Annotated in this window: 15 protein-coding genes and 1 pseudogene; 7 read left to right on the top strand and 9 right to left on the bottom strand. The window is 53.6% G+C overall.

Going from position 1 to position 14,511, the window contains the following annotated elements; genetic code table 11:
- From QLG09_RS10350 to catA, 4 genes and pseudogenes are all read right to left on the bottom strand, one after another.
- Positions 1–64, bottom strand: a pseudogene (locus tag QLG09_RS10350) (dimethyl sulfoxide reductase subunit B); the annotation flags it as partial.
- A gap of 10 nt (positions 65–74) precedes the next feature.
- Positions 75–2,513 (bottom strand): selenate/tellurate reductase subunit YnfE, encoded by a 2,439-nt coding sequence (gene ynfE / locus QLG09_RS10345; protein ID WP_282488885.1) that lies wholly within the window; start codon positions 2,511–2,513, stop codon positions 75–77.
- Between the two features lie 145 nt (positions 2,514–2,658).
- Positions 2,659–2,952 (bottom strand): DUF1161 domain-containing protein, encoded by a 294-nt coding sequence (locus QLG09_RS10340; RefSeq protein WP_282488884.1) that lies wholly within the window; start codon positions 2,950–2,952, stop codon positions 2,659–2,661.
- A gap of 167 nt (positions 2,953–3,119) precedes the next feature.
- Positions 3,120–3,818 (bottom strand): type A chloramphenicol O-acetyltransferase, encoded by a 699-nt coding sequence (gene catA / locus QLG09_RS10335; protein ID WP_032681119.1) that lies wholly within the window; start codon positions 3,816–3,818, stop codon positions 3,120–3,122.
- Positions 3,819–4,205: 387 nt separating this feature from the next.
- On the opposite strand from catA, the gene QLG09_RS10330 reads away from it, so the two are divergent.
- Positions 4,206–4,952, top strand: coding sequence for a YnfC family lipoprotein (locus tag QLG09_RS10330; RefSeq protein WP_244047921.1), 747 nt, complete (start codon positions 4,206–4,208; stop codon positions 4,950–4,952).
- 16 nt (positions 4,953–4,968) lie between these two features.
- Here the strand turns inward: QLG09_RS10330 and speG are convergent, their stop codons facing one another.
- Entirely contained in the window at positions 4,969–5,529 is a 561-nt protein-coding gene (speG, locus tag QLG09_RS10325; RefSeq protein WP_020884265.1) for a spermidine N1-acetyltransferase, read from the bottom strand.
- The gene (locus tag QLG09_RS10320; RefSeq protein ID WP_020884264.1) at positions 5,529–5,867 is read right to left on the bottom strand and encodes a DUF1283 family protein; all 339 of its coding nucleotides are present in this window, start codon (positions 5,865–5,867) and stop codon (positions 5,529–5,531) included. Before QLG09_RS10320 ends, speG begins: the two co-directional genes overlap by 1 nt.
- 152 nt (positions 5,868–6,019) lie before the next feature.
- On the opposite strand from QLG09_RS10320, the gene QLG09_RS10315 reads away from it, so the two are divergent.
- From QLG09_RS10315 to QLG09_RS10295, 5 genes are all read left to right on the top strand, one after another.
- A complete protein-coding gene (locus tag QLG09_RS10315; protein WP_025204305.1) occupies positions 6,020–6,346 on the top strand; it encodes a YnfA family protein in 327 nt (108 codons plus the stop codon).
- A 113-nt stretch (positions 6,347–6,459) separates the two neighbouring features.
- Entirely contained in the window at positions 6,460–7,674 is a 1,215-nt protein-coding gene (gene rspA, locus QLG09_RS10310; protein WP_049023853.1) for a starvation-sensing protein RspA, read from the top strand.
- A 14-nt stretch (positions 7,675–7,688) separates the two neighbouring features.
- Positions 7,689–8,708, top strand: coding sequence for a Zn-dependent oxidoreductase (locus tag QLG09_RS10305; protein WP_025204304.1), 1,020 nt, complete (start codon positions 7,689–7,691; stop codon positions 8,706–8,708).
- 73 nt (positions 8,709–8,781) lie between these two features.
- On the top strand, positions 8,782–10,161 hold the full coding sequence (locus QLG09_RS10300; protein WP_014169890.1) for an MFS transporter: 1,380 nt from the start codon (positions 8,782–8,784) through the stop codon (positions 10,159–10,161).
- A 220-nt stretch (positions 10,162–10,381) separates the two neighbouring features.
- Positions 10,382–11,845: a fructuronate reductase gene (locus tag QLG09_RS10295; RefSeq protein ID WP_049023855.1), complete on the top strand. Its 1,464-nt coding sequence runs from the start codon at positions 10,382–10,384 to the stop codon at positions 11,843–11,845.
- Between the two features lie 43 nt (positions 11,846–11,888).
- On the opposite strand, the gene ydfZ is transcribed toward QLG09_RS10295, so the two are convergent.
- Positions 11,889–12,092 carry a putative selenium delivery protein YdfZ gene (gene ydfZ / locus QLG09_RS10290; RefSeq protein ID WP_013096785.1) on the bottom strand — a complete coding sequence of 68 codons (204 nt, stop codon included), beginning with the start codon at positions 12,090–12,092 and terminating at the stop codon, positions 11,889–11,891.
- 289 nt (positions 12,093–12,381) lie between these two features.
- On the opposite strand from ydfZ, the gene QLG09_RS10285 reads away from it, so the two are divergent.
- On the top strand, positions 12,382–12,813 hold the full coding sequence (locus tag QLG09_RS10285; protein WP_014169892.1) for a universal stress protein: 432 nt from the start codon (positions 12,382–12,384) through the stop codon (positions 12,811–12,813).
- A gap of 35 nt (positions 12,814–12,848) precedes the next feature.
- Here QLG09_RS10285 and QLG09_RS10280 read toward each other — a convergent pair whose 3' ends face one another.
- Entirely contained in the window at positions 12,849–13,535 is a 687-nt protein-coding gene (locus tag QLG09_RS10280) for a GntR family transcriptional regulator (protein WP_014169893.1), read from the bottom strand.
- A gap of 91 nt (positions 13,536–13,626) precedes the next feature.
- Positions 13,627–14,373, bottom strand: coding sequence for a bifunctional NADP-dependent 3-hydroxy acid dehydrogenase/3-hydroxypropionate dehydrogenase YdfG (ydfG, locus tag QLG09_RS10275; RefSeq protein WP_020884259.1), 747 nt, complete (start codon positions 14,371–14,373; stop codon positions 13,627–13,629).
- Between the last annotated feature and the right edge of the window lie 138 nt (positions 14,374–14,511).

Raw genomic sequence — 14,511 nt, 5'->3', positions numbered from 1 at the left:
GCTCGCAGGTTTTGCACCCGGTGCAGCGGCTGGAATCAATAAAAAATCCATACTGAGTGGTCATCACTTACTCCTTACGCCTTCTCGATCTGCACCAGATTGGTGTGCTGCGGGTTACCTTTGGCCAGCGGTGACGGGCGGTGCGTGGTCAGGGTGTTGATGCATGAACCGTGGTCGATACGATCGCCGTTCATATTGGCGTCATGCCAGGCTCCCTGGCCCATCGCGCTCACGCCGGGCATGATGCGCGGTGTGACTTTCGCTTCGATGCGTACCTCGCCGCGATCGTTAAATACGCGCACCGTATCGCCATTTTTGATGCCGCGTTGCGCCGCGTCCACGGGGTTAAGCCAGACCTCCTGACGGCAGGCGGCTTTCAGCACGTCGACATTGCCGTAGCTGGAGTGGGTGCGGGCTTTGAAGTGGAAGCCGAAGAGCTGCAGCGGGAATTTATGGCGTTCCGGGGCGTCCCAGCCGTCGAAGGTCGAGGCGTAGACCGGCAGCGGGCTGATGGTTTCGTCGTCGGCGAGCTCCCAGGTAGCCGCAATCTCTGCCAGCTTGCTGGAGTAAATTTCAATCTTGCCCGAGGGGGTGTTGAGCGGATGAGCCTGCGGATCATCGCGGAATTTTTTATAGGCCACGAAGTGCCCGGCCGGATCTTTACGCTTATAAATACCCCTCTCTTTCAGTTCGTCATAGGACGGCAACTGCGGATCTTTGTCGAGCATTTTGGCATACAGATACTGCAGCCACTGCGCCTGGGTACGTCCTTCGGTAAATCGCTGATGAATATCCGGGCCGAGGCGTTTCGCCACTTCACTCATGATCCAGTAGATCGGTTTGCGCTCAAACTTCGGTGCGGTCACGGGCTGAAGGAAAATCAGGTAGCCCATGTTGCCTGCATAATCGTTAGGAATAATGTCTTCCTGTTCAACGGTCATTAAATCGGGCAGCAGGATGTCAGCATATTTCGCCGACGAGGTCATAAAGTTGTCGATCACCACGATGGTTTCGCATTTACTCTCGTCCTGAAGAATATCGTGGGTTTTGTTGATGTCGGAATGCTGGTTGATGATGGTGTTGCCGGCGTAGTTCCAGATGAATTTGATCGGCACATCCAGCTTCTCTTTTCCCCGCACGCCGTCGCGCAGGGCGGTCATTTCGGGTCCGCGCGCGATGGCGTCGGTCCAGCTAAAGCATGAGATTTGCGTTTTCACCGGGTTATCCGGCAGTGGCATACGCTCAATGGTGATCGTGTAGGTCGATTCACGTGCGCCGCTGTTACCGCCGTTGATACCGACGTTTCCGGTCAAAATCGGCAACATGGCAATGGCGCGGGAGGTCAGCTCGCCGTTGGCCTGGCGCTGTGGGCCCCAGCCCTGACAGATGTAGGCCGGTTTGGTACTGCCAATTTCTCGTGCAAGCTTGATGATGCGCTCGGCCGGTATGCCTGTGATGCGCGAGGCCCATTCCGGCGTTTTGGCGATGCCATCGTCACCCTGACCGAGAATATACGCTTTGTAATGCCCGTTAGCAGGCGCACCTGCCGGCAGCGTTTTGTCGTCATAGCCGACGCAGTACGTGTCGAGGAACGGCTGATCGACAAGGTTTTCGTCGATCAGTACCCAGGCGATACCCGCGACCAGCGCGGCGTCTGTCCCCGGGCGAATCGGGATCCACTCGTCTTCGCGCCCGGCGGCGGTGTCGGTATACCGCGGATCGATGATGATCATGCGCGCGTGAGAGCGCTCGCGGGCCTGCTCGAGATAATAGGTTATCCCGCCGCCGCTCATTCGCGTCTCTGCCGGGTTATTACCGAACATCACCACCAGCTTCGTGTTTTCAATATCCGAGGTGCTGTTGCCGTCGTTGCTGCCGTAGGTGTAGGGCATTGCACAGGCTATTTGCGCGGTGCTGTAAGTGCCATAGTGGCTTAAAAAGCCGCCGTAGCAGTTCATCAGACGCGCGACCAGCGAAGCATAAGGGGAGGAGCGGGTGATATTGCCGCCCACAATGCCGGAGGAGTAGTTAATGTAGACCGCTTCGTTGCCGTATTTTTCGACGACATCTTTCAGGCTGCGGGTAAGGGTGTCCAGGGCTTCATCCCATGAGATACGCTCAAATTTTCCTTCACCGCGTTTCCCTACGCGCTTCATGGGGTAGTTCAGACGATCGGGGTGGTTGATCCGACGGCGAATGGAACGCCCGCGCAGGCAGGCGCGAACCTGATGATTGCCATAAATATCCTCACCGGTGTTATCCGTTTCGACCCAGTAAACTTCTTCATCACGGACGTGAAGGCGCAGCGCACAACGGCTCCCGCAGTTGACCGAGCAGGCACCCCAGACCACTTTGTCTTCAGCGGGCTTTACGGCGTTTTGTACCGCGGCAGCGGCGCGTTTGAGGCCAAAAGGCAGTGAAATCCCCCCGGCGGCAAGTGCCAGAGAGCCTATTGCAGTGGATTTAACCAACGTTCGACGGCTGATCCCGCCGTGATTATCGACATCGGACATAACTCACCCCATCATTTTAATTGCGTATTATTTTCGCCCGTGATTACAACCGGGCTAATGATGGGGTGAATGTTACTTATTTAGAGGTATTAAATATTAATCCTCATCAAGTCAAAGGGAATTGGCCGCGAGAAAGTGATTAAAATCACTGAGGTTCGCCCTGACCATTATCCTGCACCCCTGATGCGGCACCGCTACCGGTGCGGGTATAGAGAATTTTAAAAGTATCGTTCGCACAATGACCGACTACCTGTGCATCCGGCTGGTCAGCCTGATCGTTTGGCACAATATTTAACGTAAAGCCGGACTCGGGCACGCCGTTATTGATGATTTTCTGCTGAATGTTGCTTTTTACGCGCTCGCAGGAATCCGGGGCAGCCAGAGCCGCTGTAGAAGCGCTCATTAACAGCAGGGCGGTAATCCAGGGTAACCGTTTCATCTGTAGCTCCTTTTCTCTGTGTGTCGGTTAAGCTTAGCAGGGTTCGTGTAAGCTTTTGTTATTGGAGATAACTTTCTGAACAATCTTATACAGGCTTCCTGCGCTCATTTTCCCCAATTTCCATCAACACGTCCTGCGGGCGGTTATACCCGCCCGGCATCGCGACGCTAAGCGCGGTGCGTTTTGCTCTGCACCTGTCGTTCGCCGGAGTGATGCCGTAAGTCATCACACATCGCCTGTAACTCATTGAACAATCTTGCTACATGGAAACCATCGCACACGGAATGATGGACCTGCACGGCGAGGGGCAACAATACTTTTCCACCCTGGTTGACGTATTTCCCCATAGTGAACATGGGGGCAAAAAAGTTCTGCATATTGGCTACGTTGATATTAAAACTGGTAAAACTTGACCAGGGGATCGCCGACACAAAAAATACATTTTCCCGCGACTCTTCCTTCGGCCAATAAGAAAGGCTATTACCATAGCGAGCAACATCTTCCGAATAAACGTTCTGGAAATGATCAATATTGCCATCGAAGTGACTCCATAATGAAGAAAAGGTCTCCGTTTCATTATGGAAAATGGTATAGCTTGGATGAATTTCATTCCATATGACAAGTTCATTGTTCTTCATGGCCATACGGAATTCCGAATGGTTGTTGACGATTTTAGAAAGGAGGGAAATCATCGTCGGATAAAATTTCCAGCCCAATTCTTTTATATCCTTGAGCAATGCGGTGATGTCTATTTGAACAGTTTGATTAAATGTAGATTGAGCAAAGGACTGAAATACCTCGAAATGTTCTTTTCTGGCCCAACGTGATAAGTCAACAGGCGTATATTCAGGGATTGTTTTTTTCATTTTTTTAACCTTTGATGAGCAATCAAAAATCAGCGTTTTGCCTACGTTTTTTCATGAATAAAGAAAGCATAGAGATTCCAGGCGGTTTTGGACGCGAACGCATTTGTGAGGGTAGCGCATCCTTATAGAGGAAGAAAGGGGATGTTAAACATTTAATATATCAAAGAATAAAGTTAGATGGCGCAATCTGCCGGCGTTTTCATGTTGTTAATATGCCACAGAATATCCGTCATGCACTCAAAGCAGGTGTGTTTCCTGTTCAACAGCGGGCACAGCGCCTTCTCGTTCTGGCGAGGTTTTGCTGAGGGCAAGAGAGATTAATGCATTGATTGTACGTCTCTTTTCGCCTGACATTTTGCTATCGTGTGAACAACGGTATTTGCTAATATGATCGGGAATACTCTCCCTGATTCGGTAAATGATGTGAAGAACTACGCAGCGATAACGCTACTGGCAGCAACACTGGTGGGGTGCGACAACCCTTCCGCGCCGCTGTCGTTTACGCCCGAGATGGCGAGCTTCTCCAATGAATTTGATTTTGACCCTCTGCGCGGCCCGGTAAAAGACTTTACCCAGACACTGTTCAACGACAAAGGTGAAGTCTCCAAACGGGTAACCGGTACGATGTCGACGGAAGGGTGTTTCGATACCCTCGAACTGCACGACCTCGAGGCCAATACCGGCGTGGCGCTGGTATTGGATGCTAATTACTACCTTGATGCGGAAACCCAGCAGCGAAAAGTGAAACTGCAAGGGAAATGCCAGCTGGCCGAATTACCGTCGGCGGGCGTAACGTGGGATACCGACGATAACGGGTTTGTGGTGGCGGCGCACGGCAAAGAGATGGAAGTGAAGTACCGCTATGATGCGGATGGCTATCCGCTGGGGAAAACCACCGTCTCCGGGGACCAGCATTTATCCGTCCAGTCGACGCCGTCTAAAGATCTTCGCAAAAGAATGGATTACTCCGCCGTGAGCATGCTGAATGACAAGCCGCTGGGCAACGTCAATCAGAGCTGTGATTACGATCGACGCAATAATCCGGTGAGTTGCGATCTGACGATCACCGACAACAGCGTGAAGCCCGCCGTTGAGCGCAAGTACACCATTAAGAACAGTATTGAATACTACTGAGAAAAAGCCGCGCAGGTTACTGCGCGGTGGGTTTCAGCAGGCTGGCGCCTGACGGTTTGTGTCCGGCCAGGTGCTGATGCTGGAAGATGCACATGCGAATGGTGTTGCGGTATTCACCGTTGATAAAGAACTCGTGAACCAGTTCGCCTTCCACCATAAAGCCCAGCTTGCGGTAGATATGGATTGCTTTCTCGTTCTCTTTATCCACGATGAGATAAAGCTTGTAGAGATTCAGGACGTTGAATCCGTAATCCATCGCCAGCTTCGCCGCCCGCGTGGCAAGACCTTTCCCCTGATGCTCAGGTGAAATGATAATCTGGAATTCTGCCCGACGATGAACGTGGTTGATCTCAACCAGTTCCACCAGACCGGCTTTTTCACCTTCACACTCCACGACAAAACGGCGTTCGCTCTGATCGTGAATGTGCTTATCGTAGAGATCCGACAGCTCAACAAACGCCTCGTAAGGCTCTTCGAACCAGTAGCGCATCACGCTGGCGTTATTGTCGAGCTGGTGGACGAAGCGCAGGTCTTCACGCTCCAGCGGGCGGAGCTTAACGTCACACTGCACTGACATTATGGCGCGACCGTGCGGCCAGTACGACGATCCAGGCAGCGCAGGGTATTTGGCTCCCAGTAGGCGTTAACGTTGGCACTTTGCTGACACTTATCGCGCGCGTCGAAAGCGACATCTTCTTTGTCCCACTCTTTTTCAACACGTTTGTTCACCTTCTGGCGAAGGCTACGGGTGTCATTCCATTGTTCTTTGTCCATCGCGGCGTTCTGACGGCTTTGCGCGCTGTCACCAGACTCAATAATGAGTTTGCTGGTTTCGGCGGTGGCAGAGGCGGCAAAGGCGAACGATGACAGCGCCAGCAGGGCTGTCAGACAAAGGCGTTTGCTTAATGTAGTCATAGCGTTTCCTTTTAAATGGGCGCAGATAATTAAGTTATCCCGTTCAGATTCTACACCAAAGAGAAATAACGGCATACCCGCGGCACGGGTATGGAAAAGTAAACGATATCATCAGGTATGATGTCTAAATAAATCATCACATGACCGTAAATATGCTCAAAACCACTCTGCTTTTTTTTGCCACCGCGCTGTGTGAAATCATCGGCTGCTTCCTTCCGTGGCTCTGGCTGAAGAAGGGGGCAACCGTATTCCTGCTGATCCCGGCGGGCATTGCGCTGGCCCTGTTTGTCTGGCTGTTGACGCTGCACCCGGCGGCCAGCGGGCGCGTCTACGCCGCTTATGGGGGCGTTTATGTCTGTACCGCGCTGCTGTGGTTACGCGTGGTGGATGGTGTGAAGCTCAGCGCGTATGACTGGGCCGGGGCGCTGGTTGCGCTGTGCGGCATGTTGATTATTGTTGCCGGATGGGGGCGCGCCTGAGCGCCCGATTTTTTTGTGACCGTTCGCTGATTTTATGATCATTATACTTGTATGGTAGTAGTGCAGAGGAGTAAGTTTCCAGCATCACAATGAGCGATGTAAGGAAATGGATTATGAAGATTGTCGGGGCTGAAGTCTTTGTTACCTGCCCGGGGCGTAACTTTGTCACCCTTAAAATTACCACCGACGAGGGCATCGTCGGCCTGGGTGATGCCACCCTCAACGGACGTGAACTTTCGGTGGCCTCTTATCTGAAAGATCACCTCTGCCCGCAGTTGATCGGCCGTGATGCGCACCGCATTGAGGATATCTGGCAGTTCTTCTATAAAGGCGCCTACTGGCGTCGTGGCCCGGTCACCATGTCGGCCATTTCCGCCGTGGATATGGCACTGTGGGATATCAAAGCCAAAGCGGCCAATATGCCGCTCTACCAGCTGCTGGGCGGCGCATCCCGGGAAGGGGTGATGGTCTATTGTCATACCACCGGACACTCCATTGATGACGTGCTGGAAGATTACGCCCGGCATAAAGAGATGGGCTTTAAGGCGATCCGCGTTCAGTGCGGCGTGCCGGGTATGAAAACCACCTATGGCATGTCGAAAGGAAAAGGGCTGGCCTACGAGCCCGCCACTAAAGGTGACTGGCCGGAAGAGCAGCTCTGGTCCACCGAAAAATACCTCGATTTCACACCGAAGCTGTTCGATGCGGTGCGCAGTAAATTTGGCTTTAATGATCATCTTTTGCACGACATGCACCACCGTTTGACCCCGATTGAGGCGGCGCGATTCGGTAAGAGCATTGAAGCATTCCGTATGTTCTGGATGGAAGATCCTACGCCAGCGGAAAACCAGGCCTGCTTCCGTCTGATCCGTCAGCACACGGTCACGCCGATTGCGGTTGGAGAAGTGTTTAACAGCATCTGGGACTGCAAGCAGCTTATTGAAGAGCAGCTTATCGACTATATCCGCACCACCATTACCCACGCGGGCGGCATCACCGGTATGCGGCGCATCGCGGACTTCGCCTCGCTTTATCAGGTGCGTACCGGCTCACATGGACCGTCGGATCTGTCGCCTGTTTGCCACGCCGCCGCGCTGCATTTTGACCTGTGGGTGCCAAACTTTGGTGTACAGGAATATATGGGTTACTCCGAACAGATGCTGGAGGTCTTCCCGCACAGCTGGCGCTTTGATAATGGCTATATGCATCCGGGCGACAAACCCGGGCTGGGCATTGAATTTGACGAAAAACTGGCGGCGAAATACCCGTACGATCCTGCCTATCTTCCGGTTGCCCGTCTCGAAGATGGCACATTGTGGAACTGGTAAACGAGGAGCGAACGATGAAAAGCGTAGTGATTCAACAACCCAACGCACTGGTGATTGAAGATCGTCCACTCCCGGAACCCGCGGCAGGTGAAGTGCGCGTCAACGTCAAACTGGCCGGTATTTGCGGTTCAGACAGCCATATTTACCGCGGGCATAATCCGTTTGCCCGATACCCGCGCGTGATTGGCCATGAATTTTTTGGTGAGATTGATGCCGTTGGTGAGGGAGTTGACCCGGCCCGCGTGGGCGAGCGCGTCTCGGTTGACCCGGTGATCAGCTGCGGACACTGCTATCCGTGCTCCGTGGGCAAACCCAATGTCTGTACTTCTCTGGTGGTGCTGGGCGTTCATCGCGACGGAGGCTTTAGTGAGTATGCCGTCGTACCGGCAAAAAATGCCTGGGTTGTTCCGGATGCTATTCCAGATAAACACGCGGTAATGATCGAGCCGTTCACGATTGCCGCTAACGTGACGGGCCACGCACAACCCACCGGGCAGGATATCGCCCTGATCTATGGCGCAGGTCCCATGGGGCTTGTCACCGTCCAGGCGCTGAAAGGTGTCTATAAGGTGAAGCAGGTTATCGTTGTGGATCGGATCAATGAACGGCTGGCGATGGCGCAACGCAGCGGCGCGGATTGGGTGTTCAACAACGCAGAGCTGTCGTTACAGGCGGCGCTGGAAGAAAAAGGGATCAAACCGACGCTTATTATTGACGCAGCCTGTCATCCGACAATTTTACAGGAAGCCATCACCATTGCCTCTCCGGCGGCACGCATCGTGCTGATGGGGTTTTCCAGCGACCCAAGCCAGATTGTTCAGCAGGGGATCACCGGAAAAGAGCTGGCGATATTCTCATCACGGCTGAATGCCAACAAATTCCCCGTCGTCATCGACTGGCTGGAAAAGGGGTTGATCGACCCGGACAAACTGATCACCCACACTTTTGACTATCACCACGTAACAGACGCCATCGAACGGTTTGAAAAAGACCAGCGGCAGTGCTGCAAAGTCTTACTCACGTTCGGGCAATAATAATTCACGCGGTTAAGAGCCTGCGCAGACAGGCTCTGAGTGGTACGCATCTTACCTTGCAGAGATAGCCATTATGACGCAAACACAACCACAAAGAACGACTTCAGATCTGGTGAAAGCCGCCGTTTCCGGCTGGCTGGGTACCGCACTGGAGTTTATGGATTTCCAGCTCTATTCGCTGGGGGCCGCACTGGTATTCCATGAGATCTTCTTCCCGGAACAATCGGCCGCAATGGCGCTGATTCTGGCGATGGGGACGTACGGCGCAGGCTATATCGCGCGCATTGTCGGCGCCTTTATCTTCGGGCGAATGGGCGACAGCATTGGCCGTAAAAAGGTGCTGTTTATCACCATTACTATGATGGGGATCTGCACGACCCTGATCGGGGTCTTGCCGACCTACGCGCAGATTGGGATTTTCGCGCCCGTCCTGTTAGTGACGCTGCGTATCATCCAGGGGCTGGGAGCAGGGGCTGAAATCTCCGGCGCCGGAACCATGCTGGCGGAGTACGCCCCTAAAGGGAAACGCGGCATTATCTCCTCGCTGGTGGCGATGGGCACCAACTGCGGGACGCTAAGTGCAACGGCTATCTGGGCAATTATGTTCTTCGCCCTCGACCGCGAACAGTTGGTTGCCTGGGGCTGGCGTGTACCGTTTCTTGCAAGCGTGGTGGTAATGATCTTCGCCATCTGGCTGCGAATGAACCTCAAGGAGAGCCCGGTATTTGAAAAAGTGAACGAGGCTGAGACAACCGCACCGGTGACAAAACATGATTTATCATTTGCAGCGATGGTGAAAAGTAAGTCCTTCTGGCTGGCAACCGGGCTGCGTTTTGGTCAGGCGGGGAATTCGGGACTGATCCAGACGTTTCTTGCCGGGTATCTGGTTCAGACGCTGCTGTTCGATAAAGCGATCCCCACCGATGCGCTGATGATAAGCTCAATTCTCGGGTTTATCTCTATCCCGCTGTTGGGCTGGCTCTCCGATAAAGTGGGGCGTCGTCTGCCGTACATTCTGCTCAATATCTCCGCCATTATTCTGGCGTACCCGATGCTGTCGATTATCGTTGATAAGAGCTATGCGCCGGGTGTGATCATGCTCTCCATCATCGTTATCCATAATTTCGCCGTACTGGGACTGTTTGCCCTGGAAAACATCACGATGGCGGAGATGTTTGGCTCGCGTAACCGCTTTACCCGGATGGCTATCTCAAAAGAGGCGGGCGGGCTGGTGGCGGTAGGCTTTGGGCCAGTGCTCGCCGGGATCTTCTGCAATATGACCGGTTCCTGGTGGCCAATTGTCGCCATGATGATCGCCTACTCCGTGATTGGGCTGATCGCCGCCATCTGCATGCCAGAGGTCTGCGATCGTGATTTGAGCGTGGCGGAAGATGCGGCGGAGGGGCCGGCACGTGATTCCGTTGGCTATGGGGCGGTTTCATCGCGGCGGTAATGGTTTATATCTTGAGTGACCTGTCACACAACTTTATGTTCATGTCACACCACATGCGTAAAAGTTAATATAAATCAAAATCTCAAACTGCAGGATCAGTATGGTTAATGGCAGTTCTTTTTTACCCCGACTGCCATTCTAGTTGGTGTAGTCAGCAGGCGCTGCTGCTCGTTTAGAGCGGCAGCGAATCCCAGCGTACATAACTTAACGAGTCTTAATCATGGAAAACCGGTTATTACAGGCGAAAGCGACGCTTCCTCAGTACGATCGCGAACGCCTCAAGGCACGCATTGTTCATTTAGGGTTTGGCGCATTTCACCGTGCGCACCAGGCGGTGTACGCCGACATTCTCGCCGCGGAACACAACAGCGACTGGGGTTACTGTGAGGTAAACCTGATTGGCGGTGAACAGCAGATTGCCGATCTGAACGCACAGGATCATCTCTACACCGTGGCGGAAATGTCTGCCGATGCGTGGACATCGCGGGTGGTGGGCGTGGTCAGGAACGCACTGCATGCACAGGTTGACGGGCTGGAACGCGTGCTGGCCGCACTGTGTGAGCCGCAGGTGGCGATTGTCTCGCTCACCATTACTGAAAAGGGATATTGCCACTCGCCGGCGACCGGGAAACTGATGCTCGATCACCCGTTAATTGCCGCCGACCTGCAAAACCCGCATCAGCCGAAATCTGCGCCGGGTGTGGTCGTGGAAGCACTCGCGCGACGCAAAGCTGCTGGGCTGCCCGCGTTTAGCGTCATGTCCTGTGACAATATGCCGGAGAACGGGCACGTCATGCGTAATGTGACCTGCGCTTATGCCCGCGCGGTCGATGGCGAGCTGGCAGACTGGATTGAATCCAGCGTCACTTTCCCGTCCACCATGGTGGATCGTATTGTTCCCGCGGTTACACCGGAGACGCTGGATAAAATTGAACAGCTGACTGGCGTTCGTGACCCGGCAGGCGTGGCGTGCGAACCGTTCCGTCAGTGGGTAATTGAGGACAACTTTGTCGCAGGCCGTCCACAGTGGGAAAAGGCCGGGGCGGAGCTGGTTTCAGACGTCATTCCGTTTGAAGAGATGAAGCTGCGCATGCTTAACGGCAGTCACTCTTTCCTCGCGTATCTTGGCTATCTGGCGGGGTACCCGCATATCAACGACTGCATGGAAGACGCGCACTACCGTACTGCCGCCTATGCGCTGATGCTGAACGAGCAGGCGCCGACCTTAAAAGTGAAAGGCGTTGATTTAGGCCACTATGCTGACCTGTTGATTGCCCGCTACAGCAACCCGGCGTTACGTCACCGTACCTGGCAAATCGCGATGGACGGCAGCCAGAAGCTCCCGCAGCGTATGCTCGATTCCGTGCGCTGGCATCTGGTGCATCAAAAAAGCTTCCCGCTGCTGGCATTAGGCATTGCAGGCTGGATGCGGTATGTCGGTGGTGTCGATGAGCAGGGCAACGCTATCGACGTGAGCGACCCGCAGCTGGCGGTCATTCAGGCGGCGGTGAAGGGAAGTGCTGAGGGCGAAGACCGGGTGAAGGCGCTGCTGGGCATTGAGGCCATTTTTGGCAAAGAACTCCCGCATGAAACCGTCTTTGTGGATGCGGTAATGCGTGCTTACCAGACGTTAGTGCAAAAAGGTGCAAAAGCCACGGTCGCAGAGTACGCGGCGAACTGCTAAGTCATCACATGCCGCCGCGTGCGGCGGCATGATGTCGCATGAATCAGTGCATACCCAGGCGAATCAGTTCAATCGGTTCGAACTTACCTTCGCAACCTTCCACTTCTACCGTTTTGCTGCGACGCACCTGCGCGGCATCCAGCCCTTCGCTGTGGATCGCTTTAATCACGCCGGTGTGTCCTGTGCCATTGATCATTACACGGCTGCCGGTGGTAATTGCGTTACGGTTACGGTCGTATGTCATCATGGTATTTTCTCCTCTCTCACTTATCCGTTACGGCGCTATTTCAGGTTTCACCGTTCACGGGGCACTATAAATACGCCTGTCTGCATCTCATTTTTTTGTTTTTGATCAAACTCACACTTTTTTCTCAATATTGGTGGGTGCTGACGGTTCACGACAGCAATTTACAAAGCCCACATTTATTTTCCTTTATTGATAGTTTCTGCAGGCAAGCGTTTAGGGTTTGTTTATATTCCGGCTGTCATTCTTGAAGCAGGGAATACCCCTTTCACAGGAATAAGGAGTCAGGCTTATGTATAAGAAGATTTTAATGCCTGTTGATGTATTTGAAATGGAATTGAGCGACAAAGCGGTTCGCCACGCGGCCAACCTTGCAAAGGCGGAAGGTGCGTCGATTACGCTGGTGAACATTCTCCCCAACAGCAGCCGCTCGTTGCTGCGCGGATTCAACGCCGATATCAAAAAGTTTGAAGCGTTTATGACCGCTGAATCCGGGAAGAAAATGAACGAGCTAAAAAGGCTGTTTGATCTCCCCGGGGAGAATATCCACAGCCTGGTCTGCTTTGGCAACGTGCGTGACGAAATTATCAAACTGAGCAAAGAAGGGGAATATGACGTGATCGTCATCGGGTCGAAAAACCCGAGCATCAGCACCCATCTGCTCGGTTCAAATGCGGAATCTATCCTGCGCTATGCGAGTATTCCGGTGCTGGTGGTTCGCTAATCTCTTCGCCGCAACCGAAACGGGGGCGGCGTATTTTACTCTTCGCTAAACCAGTCGCTGTTTTCCTGACGAATTAACTGTACGGATTCGCTGATTTCCTGCAGGTGCAGCGTCATCGCTTTTTCTACACCGTCCTGATCGCGTTTTTCCAGCGCACTGAAAATATCATGATGCTGTCGTAGCAACATTTCCGGTGGTGAGACGTGGTCGAGGCTCATATAGCGCACGCGGTCGATGGTGGCTTTGATGTTTTCAATCGTGTCCCAGGCCAACTGACAGTCCGCAATTTGCGCCAGCTTCTGGTGAAACTCATCATCAAGCTGGAAGAAGTCGTTGAGCTGTTTGCGGTCAATCGCAATACGCTGCTGATGCAGGTTTTGCTCCAGCAGGTAGCACTGGTTGTCATCAATCAAGGATGCGGCACGGCGCGCCACCGCGCACTCAATGGCCTGACGGACAAAACAGCCGTTACGCACCTGGGAGAGCGAGATTTTGTTCACATAGCTGCCGCGCTGCGGGCGGATCTGAATCAGACCGTTTTCTGCAAGCTTGATAAACGCCTCACGCACGGGCTGGCGGGACACGTCAAACCGCACGGACACCTCTTTTTCAGAGAGCGGCGTTCCGGGTGGGATCAGGCAATGGACAATATCACGTCGCAAAATGCGATAGATTTGCTGGTTTACGGGCTGGGTAGGATTGAGTTGCGATTCAGCGGCCATGAGTTGTCATTTCTCAGAGAGTTAGCCTGAACATACTACCATTCTTTTATGGCCTGAAACAGACCCGGCCCGCAGGCCGGGAAGGGCAATGTTAGCCACGATGGACGCTAAGTCCGCCAAAACTCTGGCTGACTGGCATCATTTCTACCGTGTTAATGTTGACGTGTTTTGGCAGCGTTGCCACCCACCAGACCGCTTCGGTGACATCTTCCGGCGTCAGGGCGTTCGCATTCTCGTAGGTTTTGTCTGCTTTCGCGTCATCACCTTTAAACCGGACGTTAGAAAATTCGGTTCCGCCTACCAGGCCCGGCTCAATATCGGTCACGCGAATGGCGGTGCCGTGCAGATCGGTACGCAGGTTAAGGCTGAACTGACGCACGAAGGCTTTGGTCGCGCCATAAACATTACCGCCCGCATAAGGCCAGCTTCCTGCGGTCGAACCGATGTTAATAATGTGGCCGCGATTGCGCTCAACCATGCCTGGCAGCACGGCGCGGGTCATGTACACCAGCCCTTTGTTGTTCGTGTCGATCATGTTTTCCCAGTCTTCGACGCTGGCTTTGTGGGCAGGCTCCATACCGAGCGCCAGACCGGCATTGTTGACCAGCAGGTCAATGGCACGCCATTCGGCCGGCAGGTTAGCAATCATCTCTTCGATGGCGGCACGGTTACGGACATCAAGCTGCGCGGTCAGGATGCTGTCACCCAGCTCATCTTTCAGCTCCTGCAGACGCTCCTGACGACGACCCGTCGCAATCACCTTATGCCCGTTGGCGACGAAGCGACGCGTGATGCTTTCACCAAAACCTGCCGTTGCCCCGGTAACTAAAATAATCATCTCACTGTTCCTCAACGCTTTTTGTGTTGTACTAACATAGCACGGCCGCGAAGGATGCGTTAAGGCAACATTTGTATGACGGCATTGCAGGCAGTGGCGGCCTGGCCTACTCTGGGAAGATAACCGTACTCAGGAGTG

Origin of the sequence: Enterobacter sp. V89_11 (assembly GCF_029967775.1) — a bacterium.
Taxonomy (GTDB): domain Bacteria; phylum Pseudomonadota; class Gammaproteobacteria; order Enterobacterales; family Enterobacteriaceae; genus Enterobacter; species Enterobacter ludwigii.
The sequence above is the reverse complement of the archived record's forward strand: the minus strand, read 5'-3'. Positions and strand labels throughout refer to the sequence as shown.

Coding starts and splice junctions, on each gene's coding strand:
- catA (WP_032681119.1), bottom strand. CDS start 3,818: ATGAAAAAAACAATCCCTGAATATACGCCTGTTGACTTATCACGTTGG.
- QLG09_RS10280 (WP_014169893.1), bottom strand. CDS start 13,535: ATGGCCGCTGAATCGCAACTCAATCCTACCCAGCCCGTAAACCAGCAA.
- QLG09_RS10285 (WP_014169892.1), top strand. CDS start 12,382: ATGTATAAGAAGATTTTAATGCCTGTTGATGTATTTGAAATGGAATTG.
- QLG09_RS10300 (WP_014169890.1), top strand. CDS start 8,782: ATGACGCAAACACAACCACAAAGAACGACTTCAGATCTGGTGAAAGCC.
- QLG09_RS10320 (WP_020884264.1), bottom strand. CDS start 5,867: ATGACTACATTAAGCAAACGCCTTTGTCTGACAGCCCTGCTGGCGCTG.
- QLG09_RS10340 (WP_282488884.1), bottom strand. CDS start 2,952: ATGAAACGGTTACCCTGGATTACCGCCCTGCTGTTAATGAGCGCTTCT.
- QLG09_RS10295 (WP_049023855.1), top strand. CDS start 10,382: ATGGAAAACCGGTTATTACAGGCGAAAGCGACGCTTCCTCAGTACGAT.
- QLG09_RS10315 (WP_025204305.1), top strand. CDS start 6,020: ATGCTCAAAACCACTCTGCTTTTTTTTGCCACCGCGCTGTGTGAAATC.
- QLG09_RS10330 (WP_244047921.1), top strand. CDS start 4,206: ATGATCGGGAATACTCTCCCTGATTCGGTAAATGATGTGAAGAACTAC.
- speG (WP_020884265.1), bottom strand. CDS start 5,529: ATGTCAGTGCAGTGTGACGTTAAGCTCCGCCCGCTGGAGCGTGAAGAC.
- ydfG (WP_020884259.1), bottom strand. CDS start 14,373: ATGATTATTTTAGTTACCGGGGCAACGGCAGGTTTTGGTGAAAGCATC.
- QLG09_RS10305 (WP_025204304.1), top strand. CDS start 7,689: ATGAAAAGCGTAGTGATTCAACAACCCAACGCACTGGTGATTGAAGAT.
- rspA (WP_049023853.1), top strand. CDS start 6,460: ATGAAGATTGTCGGGGCTGAAGTCTTTGTTACCTGCCCGGGGCGTAAC.
- ydfZ (WP_013096785.1), bottom strand. CDS start 12,092: ATGATGACATACGACCGTAACCGTAACGCAATTACCACCGGCAGCCGT.
- ynfE (WP_282488885.1), bottom strand. CDS start 2,513: ATGTCCGATGTCGATAATCACGGCGGGATCAGCCGTCGAACGTTGGTT.